General features: G+C 40.3%; 8 protein-coding genes and 1 rRNA gene. 7 read left to right on the top strand and 2 right to left on the bottom strand.

Annotated elements, in window-relative coordinates:
- The 4 genes from QV04_RS10980 to QV04_RS10995 all read left to right on the top strand — a co-directional run.
- Positions 1-1,237 (top strand): restriction endonuclease subunit S (locus tag QV04_RS10980; RefSeq protein WP_065233466.1); only part of this gene is annotated, 1,237 nt, incomplete at its 5' end.
- Positions 1,238-1,297: 60 nt separating this feature from the next.
- Positions 1,298-2,242, top strand: coding sequence for a hypothetical protein (locus QV04_RS10985; protein WP_065231722.1), 945 nt, complete (start codon positions 1,298-1,300; stop codon positions 2,240-2,242).
- Positions 2,243-2,396: 154 nt separating this feature from the next.
- Complete coding sequence (locus QV04_RS10990; protein ID WP_065231723.1) at positions 2,397-5,579, top strand: type I restriction endonuclease subunit R; 3,183 nt, start codon at positions 2,397-2,399, stop codon at positions 5,577-5,579.
- Between the two features lie 90 nt (positions 5,580-5,669).
- Positions 5,670-6,227, top strand: a complete 558-nt coding sequence (locus QV04_RS10995; RefSeq protein ID WP_065231724.1) for a YtfJ family protein — start codon at positions 5,670-5,672, stop codon at positions 6,225-6,227.
- 59 nt (positions 6,228-6,286) lie between these two features.
- Here QV04_RS10995 and QV04_RS11000 read toward each other — a convergent pair whose 3' ends face one another.
- Positions 6,287-6,550 carry a GrxA family glutaredoxin gene (locus QV04_RS11000; protein ID WP_039132950.1) on the bottom strand — a complete coding sequence of 88 codons (264 nt, stop codon included), beginning with the start codon at positions 6,548-6,550 and terminating at the stop codon, positions 6,287-6,289.
- 153 nt (positions 6,551-6,703) lie between these two features.
- Here QV04_RS11000 and nfsA point away from each other — a divergent pair, with 153 nt between their 5' ends.
- The 3 genes from nfsA to QV04_RS11015 are packed head-to-tail and all read left to right on the top strand — an operon-like array spanning position 6,704 to position 9,270.
- On the top strand, positions 6,704-7,423 hold the full coding sequence (nfsA, locus tag QV04_RS11005) for an oxygen-insensitive NADPH nitroreductase (RefSeq protein ID WP_065231725.1): 720 nt from the start codon (positions 6,704-6,706) through the stop codon (positions 7,421-7,423).
- A gap of 48 nt (positions 7,424-7,471) precedes the next feature.
- Complete coding sequence (locus tag QV04_RS11010) at positions 7,472-8,383, top strand: RimK family alpha-L-glutamate ligase (RefSeq protein WP_065231726.1); 912 nt, start codon at positions 7,472-7,474, stop codon at positions 8,381-8,383.
- A 14-nt stretch (positions 8,384-8,397) separates the two neighbouring features.
- A complete protein-coding gene (locus tag QV04_RS11015) occupies positions 8,398-9,270 on the top strand; it encodes a ferritin-like domain-containing protein (RefSeq protein WP_065231727.1) in 873 nt (290 codons plus the stop codon).
- A 300-nt stretch (positions 9,271-9,570) separates the two neighbouring features.
- Here the strand turns inward: QV04_RS11015 and rrf are convergent.
- Positions 9,571-9,686 (bottom strand): 5S ribosomal RNA (gene rrf / locus QV04_RS11020).
- Between the last annotated feature and the right edge of the window lie 192 nt (positions 9,687-9,878).

Consider the following 9,878-nt stretch of genomic DNA (forward strand, 5'->3'; position numbering starts at 1 on the left):
GTACCACTACAAAGGATTGCCACAGACTAAAAGAATTTATGGCATATACCCTGTATATGGTTCAAATGGTATTGTTGGTTATCATAAAGAACCTAATGTTACATCTCACGGCATAATTATAGGTAGAAAAGGAAGTGTCGGTGCTATTCACCTATCAGAAATACCATTTTGGGCAATTGATACAGCCTTTTATATAACTAAAGAAAGTTTATCCGAATTAAAATTCACCTATTTTCTTCTTAAAACTCTAGATTTAAATAATATGAATTCTGATAGTGCCGTACCAGGACTAAACAGAGATAACGCCCATTCAATAAAAATTAAAATACCTAAATTACAAAAAGATCGTGAAAAAATTGGAGAATACTTATCTACCTTTGATCAAAAAATAGAACTCAACACCCAAACCAACCAAACTCTAGAACAAATCGCACAGGCGATTTTCAAGCATTGGTTTATCGACTTCGCCCCCGTACACACCAAAGCCAACGCCTTAGCCTCAGGAGCAAGCCCAGAGCAAGCCGAACTTGTCACAATGGCAAGCCTTAGCGGAAAAAACCTTGCAGAAATCACCGCACTTCAACACACCGCGCCCGAAGCCTATCACCAACTCCAACAAACCGCGAGAGCTTTCCCTAGCGAGTTTGTGGAAAGTGAAATGGGATTAGTGCCGAAGGGGTGGGAGGCTGGAACGATTGGAACAATCTCAGCTTCACGAAGAGAAAAAATAAGAAATGAAAATGCCATTGTTTTATCTGCAATATCTAGTGGAGAACTAATTCGTTCAGAAGAGTATTTCTCCAAACAAGTTTATAGCAAAAATATCGAGAAATACTTAAAGGTTTATCCTTTGGATTTTGCCTATAATCCATCGAGAATAAATATTGGTTCAATTGGATTACACAAAGAAAATTTTATTGGAGCAGTTAGCCCAGTTTATGAGGTTTTTACTCCAAAAGAACATTATCATTGGTTTTTGGAGTTAATAATGAACACTAATTACATCAAAGATAGTATAAAGATATTATCTAGCGGTAGTGTTAGACAATCCCTAAAACCTTATGAATTTCAAAACATTAAAATAATTATTCCACCAAGTAATCTAATTAAAATTTTCAATCATAAATTTATCTTATTCAATCAAGTTATAGATAAAAATAAAAATGAAAATTCAACATTGGAAAAAATTAGAGATGAACTACTACCAAAACTTTTAAATGGGGAGGTTGAGTTATGAGCAACACAAAATTAATTATACTTTTTCTTTTCACCTTATAAAGTTTATTAAGGAGATACTATGACTATCTTAGAAAATGCAATTTCATCAATTCAACTAGGTATTGAAGATTTTCAACAAATTCCTGAAAATCCTAAAAGAGCTTATTCATCAATAAGAAATTTATTTGCTGGTATACTTTTATTATTTAAGCATAAACTTGTACTACTAAGCCCATCAGAAAGTGATGAGATATTAATAAAAAAATCTATTCGCCCCATTTTAAATGATAATAATGAAATAATCTGGGAAGGAAAAGGAGAAAAGACGGTTGATGTTCAGTCTATCAAAGAAAGGTTTAAAAGTTTGAATATCTCAGTCAACTGGGAAGAGTTCGATAGAGCAAATAAAATAAGAAATAATATTGAACATTACTTCGAAAAAACAAATATTGATTCAATCCGTAACGTAATATCTACACTTTTTCCAATAATGCAAGATTTTATTACAATTCACTTAGAAAAAAACCCTCAGGCATTAATTGGTGTTGAACATTGGAGTTTTTTAATGAAAGAAACTGAAATATATATGAAGCATAAACAATTTTGTCAAAAACACTTAGAGACCTTATCATTTTTAAATGATACCGTAGCTAATATTATAATAAATAAAGCAAGTTGCCCCGAATGTGCTTCAGAATGTATTCTTCCTGAAAAATCAAATTGCGAGGCTAATACAGTAAATTATATATGCGAATCTTGTAAAAACAAATTTTCTTACGAAGAAATTATTATCACAGCTATAGAAAATTATTATTCCATAGCTAGACATTTAGCTATAAGAGAAGGAGGAGATGATCCTCTGACTCATTGCCCTGAATGTTACGAAGGAACATACATATATGAAGAAAATATGTGTGCAAATTGTGGATATGAAACCAATCATATATGCCCCTTATGCGAAGAGACGACAGATATTTTAGATGAAATATGCTCACACTGCCAATATAAGCTAGATAATTATTAGTATCTAAAATTTATTCAAAGATTTAAAGGAAATAAAAGACACTAAAAATAAAAAAAATAGTATTGTAATTATTTATTATTTTAAGTTGTTAATTTTATGGGTACTTATAATTACATAACATAAACTACTGTTTTATCTAAGAAGGTAAAAAACTATGAAAATCAACGAATCCACCATTGAAAATTTAGCACTGGATCAGCTGCAATCGCTGGGCTGGCGGTATGCCTATGGCAAGGAGGTGTTAGAGGGCTTGACTTATCCTTGGCGGGAGACGACGCAGGCGGTGGTGTTGAAGCCGTTGCTGTTGGAAGCCTTAGCGAGGATTAATCCCCATTTGCCGCTTGCGGTGTTGGAAGAGGTGGCGGCGGAGGTGTGTAAAAGTGATATTGCACCGCTGGCGGAGCGTAATCAGCGGTTTTATCGTCAGTTGAAACAAGGGGTGGCTGTGCATTATCAGGAAAACGGGCAGGAAAAGCACGATGTGGCGTTGTTGGTGGATTTCAGGCAGCCTGAGCAAAACAGTTTTTATGCCATTAATCAGTTGGAAATTCAAGGCACAAAAGGCAAACGCATTCCTGATATTTTGTGTTTTATCAATGGCTTACCAATGGCGATTTTTGAGCTAAAAAATCCGCTCAAGGTGAATGCTGGCATTGATAAAGCCTTTGAGCAGTTGCAAACCTATAAACGAGAAATCAGCGATTTATTTGTATTCAATCAATTAATGGTGATTTCAGACGGCACAACCGCTCGGCTTGGCTCGCTCACGGCGGATTTTCAACGCTTTTTGCCTTGGAAAGTGGTGGACGAAAGCCAGCAAAGCCAACGCATTCCTTTTGAAAATGAGCAAACAGGGCTGTTGCAAGGGCTGTTTTCGCCTGCGGTGTTGCTCGATTATGTGCGTGATTTTGTGGTGTTTGAAAGCGATAGCCGTGGACAAACAGTGAAAAAAATCGCCGCTTATCATCAATTTTACGGCGTGAATGCAGCGGTAGAATCCACCATTGCCGCCTATTTGGGCGATAGTCGCAAGATCGGCGTGATTTGGCATACGCAAGGCTCGGGCAAATCGCTGTCGATGCTGTTTTATGTCGGCAAACTCATCAGCCAGCCTGAATTGCAAAATCCCACCATTGTGGTGGTTACCGATCGCAATGATTTAGACGGTCAGCTATTTGCTACTTTTAGCCAAGATCAAGACATCACCCGCCAAGCCCCCATTCAAGCCAACGGTCGGGAAGAATTGCGTGCGGAGCTGGCGAAGCGAGAAAGCGGTGGCATTATTTTCACCACCATTCAAAAATTCGGCTTGCGTGAGGGCGAGGAGCAACACCCCGTCCTCAATGACCGCCGCAATATTATTGTGATCAGCGATGAAGCCCACCGCTCACAATATGGCTTTTCGCAAAAAATCAACCAGCAAGGGCAATATCGTGATGGCTATGCCAAATACCTGCGTGCCGCCCTGCCCAGCGCCAGTTTTATCGGCTTTACGGGTACGCCGTTGAGCCTTGAGGACAAGGATACGCAAGAGGTATTCGGGCGTTATATTTCCATTTACGATATTCAAGACGCGGTGGAAGACGGGGCGACCGTGCCGATTATTTACGAAGCACGCCAAATTCCCTTGCAAGAAAGCCAGCAGTTTCATCACGCCGTGCAAGAAGCCCAAGCCATTTTAGAGGAAGACGAAGAGAGTTATTCTTTCCGCTTGCTGGAACAATTAATGGGAACAGAACAACGCCTCGCCCACCTCGCCCAAGACTTGGTGCAACATTTTGAAGCACGCAATCAACTTTCAGACGGCAAGGCGATGGCGGTGGTGATGAGTCGCCGTATTTGCGTGAAATTATATAATGAAATCATTAAATTACGCCCCGATTGGCATAGCGATGATGTCAATCAAGGCGTGGTGAAAGTGATGATGACGGGCAGTGCTAGCGATTCCGAAGAAATGCAAGCCCACGTTTACCCGTTCACCGAGAAAAAGCAGTTAGAAAAACGCTTTAAAGACCCCGATGATCCGCTCAAACTGGTGATTGTGCGGGATATGTGGCTCACGGGTTTTGATGCCCCTTGTTGCCATACGATGTATATCGACAAGCCAATGCAAGGGCATAACCTGATGCAAGCCATTGCACGGGTAAACCGTGTTTTTCGCAACAAAAGCCGTGAAAATGGCGGCTTGATCGTGGATTATATCGGCTTGGCGGAGGAGCTGAAAAAAGCCACCCAGCAATACACCAACGCAGGCGGCAAAGATGCCGTTACCACTGATATTCATCAAGTTTTCCAAAAAATGTTGGAATATCTAGACATCATTCGTGGGCAATTCGCCAGCCCTGTGGACGGCAAACCCTTTGATTTAACAGCGGCATTACACATTAGCGAGCCTGAAAAATTACTCAATGCCATCTGCCACGCGGCGAACCATATTTTAGCCTTAGATCGACAAAAAACAGCGGAAAATCACACCGCACTTTATCCGCAAAAATCCGCACAAGGGGAGAAAACCCCACGCAAAAATGCCTTTCTGCAAGCGGTGCGACTGGCGAAAAAAGGCTTTTCCCTGTGTGGCTCAATGGAAGAAATCCAGCCCTACCGCCAGCAAATCGCCTTTTATGATGCCGTGCGTGCCACTATTGTGAAGCCTGAGCAACAGCACCGCCCCAACTCACCCAAAGAGCGGCAATTAAAACTGGTTACCCTGCTCAACCAAGCGGTGCGTTCAGACGGCGTGGTGGATTTGTTCGACTTAATGGAAGAAGAACGCCCCGATCTTTCTCTGCTTTCCGAAGAATTTATGGGCAGAGTGGAAGCCAGCGACACGCCCGATTTATGGCTCTCAGCCATTGAAGGCTACCTGAAATCTTCCATTAAAAACAAAGCACAGAACAATCTCGGCACGCAAAAAACTTTCGAGCAACGGCTCAAAGAAGCGATGAACCAATACCACAACCACAATTTAAGCGTAATGGAAATCATCAAAGAATTAGTGGCAATGGCGAAAGACTTCGAGCAACACCTCTCGCGTGGTAGCTCGTTAGGACTAAGCGATACAGAGCTAGCGTTTTACGATGCCTTAATCCAAAATCAAAGTGCGGTGGAAAAAATGGAAGATGCTACCCTCACCGCCCTCGCCAAAGAAATCACCGCCCAACTGCGTAAATCCGTCACCATCGACTGGCAGCATAAAGAAGCCGTGCGAGCCAAAATGCGTGTGTTAATCCGCCGAGCTTTGCTGAAATACAAATACCCACCTGATTTGGCAACGGACGCCATTGAATTTGTATTGAAACAAGCGGAAGTGGTGGCGGACAATTTGAGCAGTGAATAAAATACTCATTTTGATGCAAACAAAACAGTGATTTTTGAAAAGCAGTTTCCCTGTTAAAATAATGTTTTCCTATTTTACTGTGAGATAATGATGAAATTATTACAAACTTTTTTGATGTTAACGGCTACTACTTTACCTTTTATAGCAAACGCACATAATTTAGTAATTGGTAAAGCCCCCTTGACTATTAGCGATGTGCAAAGTGGAGAAGTATTGCTTCACGGCAATAACGTGCAATATCAAGCGTGGAATAGTGATCATCTTAATGGTAAAGTGCGTGTTGTTCAACATATGGCAGGGCGTATCTCCGTAAAATCAATGAATGACCCATTAATGGACAAAATTCAAGCAGCCAAATTTCCACACGATAAATATCAAACCACCACAATTGTTAATATCGCAGATGCTACACTTGGTATGAGCAGTATGGCAAAAAGCAAAACCGAACGTGGTAAAAAAGATTTTCCTTACACGATGGTGGTTGTTGATGATAATGGCAAAGTCAAACAGCATTGGCAATTACAACCCGAAAATGCACTAATTTTAGTATTAGATAAAAATGGTATTGTCCGATTTGCCAAAGAGGGGAAATTATCTGAACAAGAAAATCAGCAAGTGATTGATTTAGTTTCTGATTTGCTTAAATAAAAATACCCCACTCAACGTGGGGTATCAACGACTTGTTTTCTGATAAACCTAATTTAACATTAAGCGACAACGCCAAATTTTTCTTTCATTAATGCTTCAAAATCAGTACAACCGCCGATTGGTTTTTCATCAATAAAAATTTGTGGCACAGTTTCCACCGGTTTACCAACAGATTTAGAAAGATCTGCTTTACTGATACCTTCTTCGATAATATCAACATAGCGATAATCAAAATCCTCAACGGTGTTTTTCAATTTTTCTGCCAACTCTTTTGCTCTTCTGCAATATGGGCAACCTGAACGACCAAAAATTACTGTATACATTATTGACTCCTTATTCAATTAATTAATAAAAACGCCATTATTGTATCGCAAGATAAATAAGAACGTGAAATTATTTTAAGCATTATAGCGATTGGTATATCATATCAATTAAAATCGTTTTAATTGAAAAAATTTTTATTAAGGGAGTAACTTATGTCTGTAGATGCAATAAAAACATTACACCATCACCGTTCTATCCGTAAATTTTTAGATAAAGAAATTGATGCCAGCTTGCGTGAGCAATTGATTCAATCTGCTAGAATGGCCTCTTCCTCCAACCACTTACAATGCGTTTCTATTATTCACGTAACCGATCAGACAATGCGTCAACAACTGATGGAATGGTGTTCTAATCAACAATATGTTGCTTCAGCTCCTGAATTTTGGGTATTTTGTATCGACTTTGCCAAACACGCTGACATTTTCCCACAAGCACAACTGGAATGGACTGAAGTGCTGTTAATTGGAGCAGTTGATGCCGGCATTATGGCACAAAATGTTTTAGCGAGTGCTGAATTACTCGGATTAGGTGGTGTTTATATCGGCTCTTTGCGTAATCAGATGGCGAAAGTTGGGGAATTATTGCAACTGCCAAAACATACACTGCCTTTAGTCGGAATGTGTTTAGGTTACCCGAATCAGGATCCGCCGCTAAAACCACGTTTGCCAAATGAAATGATGTTTTTTGAAAATCACTATCAAACGTTAGATAAAAGCAAATTAGCTGAATTTGATCAACTCACTGCCGACTATTACCAAGCTCGAAGCAATATTGACAACAACTGGAGCAAAAACGTCATCAAAGCGTTGGATAAACCTGTTCGCCCAGGTGTACTGCCTTATTTGCATCAACAAGGCTTTGCTAAAAAATAATGTCTCAATGCAAAAATCAACATAAGATGTTGTTCCAAAGGAGTTTTGATGAAACTACTAATGCTCTGCCGTGAGCCTCGTCTTTATAGCTGTGTACGTTTGCAGGAGGCAGCGATTGAAAGCGGTCACCAAATGGATATTCTCGATCCTAATCGCTGTATTCTACAACTGCCTCATCAAGGCACGCCTCGCCTTTATTATCAGGCTATAGATACACAAGATTATCAACCATTACCACATTATGATGGTGTTATCCCTCGTTTTGGTACTACCAGTACTGAAATGGGGTGCCGAGTTCTACGTTATTTTGAAACACTCAGCACACCAATTCTTAACGGTTCGCAATCTTTTGCTCTTGCACGCGATAAATGGCAAAGCCTGCAAGTGCTACATCAACATCAATTACCAGTGCCAACAACCACTCTAGGTGGTAATGAAGTGAATGCAGAATTAATCTCGCAGAATATTGGATCTCCGGCAATTTTAAAAACATTGACCGGTGCACAAGGTATCGGAGTAATGTTAATGCCGGAAAACAACAGCACCACCAGTGTGCTGGAAACTCTAAAACACGCCAATATTCCGGTGTTAGCACAACAATTTATCAGTGAAGCTAAAGGTGATGATTTACGCTGTTTTGTGATTGGAAATCGCGTAATTAGCGCAATGGAGCGTCAAGGCAAACTCGGTGAGTTTCGAGCCAATTTCCATCGCGGTGGCAGTGCTGTGCCAACAACTTTAACGGCACAAGAACAACAATTAGCTATTAAAGCAGCACAAGTCATTGGGCTAGATATTGCCGGCGTAGACATTATCCGCACTCATCAAGGCCCAATGATCTTAGAAGTTAACGCTAGCCCCGGTTTAGAATTAATCGAAAAAACCAGTAAACTGGATATCGCACTGCAAATGATTGTTTATTTAGAGAAAAAAATTATCGCCGCTTCATCAACAAAATAAATTAAAGGAATAATATGACACCTGAAATCATCCCATTTTGGCAAGCAATCACTAGCGCATTGTCGGAAAAAGAGCCTCAAAAAAAATGTGAGCTAGTAAATCAATTAATGGTACAAAATTGGCAATGGCAACTACTTGAAAATATTGATAATTATCCAATAGTTACACCAAAAGATGAAATTGTTGGGATTCCTGACAAACCGAAATTAGTCGCACCACAAGATGTACCGAAACGGGCGTTTTCCAGTGCTGAAGGTTACGCCGCTATCTTTCACGCTATTGCACATATTGAATTCAATGCAATTAACCTTGGCTTAGATGCGGCGTGGCGTTTTGGCCGTGCTGCACAGCAACAACTTGGGCAAGGCATTGCTTTTGTTAAAGATTGGCTGAAAGTGGCACACGAAGAAACTTATCATTTTTCACTGGTTAAACAACATCTGCAATCGCTCGGTTACCACTACGGTGATTTTGAGGCGCACGCTGGTTTATGGGAAATGGCACAAGCCACAGCCCACGATATTTGGCAACGAATGGCATTAGTCCCTCGTGTATTAGAGGCTCGTGGTTTAGATGCTACACCACCATTACGAGAAAAAATGGCTCAGCGTAAAGATTGGCGTGCAGTTGAGATTCTCACTATTATTCTCAAGGAAGAGATCGGACACGTCGCTATCGGCAATCATTGGTATCATGCACTTTGCCGACAACGTAATCTTGATCCTCTTACCAGCTTTTCCAAGCTTCTGCGTCAATATCGAATTGTTATTTTCAAAGGGGTAATTAATACAGATGCTCGCTTACAAGCTGGTTTTACGAAATTTGAACTTAACTGGATTAAAGAAATTGAGGAGTCGTTACGCAAAGACAGGAAAGGAGATCTTTAATATACATTTATGGTTTCTATTTGAAGCCATAAATTCTTATCCAAAATATTACATAACCCATCTAATCGCTTTAAGCACCTGTCGCTTTCTTGCAAATGCCGCTGATCCGATGTTCTCATTTTCGGTTGTTAGGTAATGGAAGAGGCGAATACAGGAAATTTGATACATCATATTATTGGTTATTGGCTGATTTAGGCGGAACATATGTCGTGTTGCATTACTGCTTTCTTGTAAGAAAGCAAAGTAGTAACTAAAAAAAAACGCTAACCTCTCGGTTAGCGTTCCTTCCTTTAATTTATAACCTGGCAGTGACCTACTCTCACATGGGGAATCCCCACACTACCATCGGCATGACAACATTTCACTTCTGAGTTCGGCATGGAGTCAGGTGGTGCTATTGCATTCTTGCCGCCAGGATTATCCTGTCTATACACTGCTTTTTCCTACTTTCTGCTCTTGCTCTTGCTCTTGCTCTTGCTTTCCACAGTGTATCTGCTTATTCTCTATCTTCTCTTTCTTCTTGTTCTTTCTTTAACCTTTCCGGTCTTCTCCCAACTTAACACAAGCTGTCTACCTCCTTCTCTCTTCGCTCTTCCCTCGCTCCGCGC

The organism is Gallibacterium genomosp. 1, from assembly GCF_001678575.1.
Classification (GTDB): domain Bacteria; phylum Pseudomonadota; class Gammaproteobacteria; order Enterobacterales; family Pasteurellaceae; genus Gallibacterium.

Excerpts from the sequence above, each read along its gene's own strand:
- QV04_RS10985 (WP_065231722.1), top strand. The coding sequence starts at position 1,298 with ATGACTATCTTAGAAAATGCAATTTCATCAATTCAACTAGGTATTGAA.
- QV04_RS10990 (WP_065231723.1), top strand. The coding sequence starts at position 2,397 with ATGAAAATCAACGAATCCACCATTGAAAATTTAGCACTGGATCAGCTG.
- QV04_RS10995 (WP_065231724.1), top strand. The coding sequence starts at position 5,670 with ATGAAATTATTACAAACTTTTTTGATGTTAACGGCTACTACTTTACCT.
- QV04_RS11000 (WP_039132950.1), bottom strand. The coding sequence starts at position 6,550 with ATGTATACAGTAATTTTTGGTCGTTCAGGTTGCCCATATTGCAGAAGA.
- nfsA (WP_065231725.1), top strand. The coding sequence starts at position 6,704 with ATGTCTGTAGATGCAATAAAAACATTACACCATCACCGTTCTATCCGT.
- QV04_RS11010 (WP_065231726.1), top strand. The coding sequence starts at position 7,472 with ATGAAACTACTAATGCTCTGCCGTGAGCCTCGTCTTTATAGCTGTGTA.
- QV04_RS11015 (WP_065231727.1), top strand. The coding sequence starts at position 8,398 with ATGACACCTGAAATCATCCCATTTTGGCAAGCAATCACTAGCGCATTG.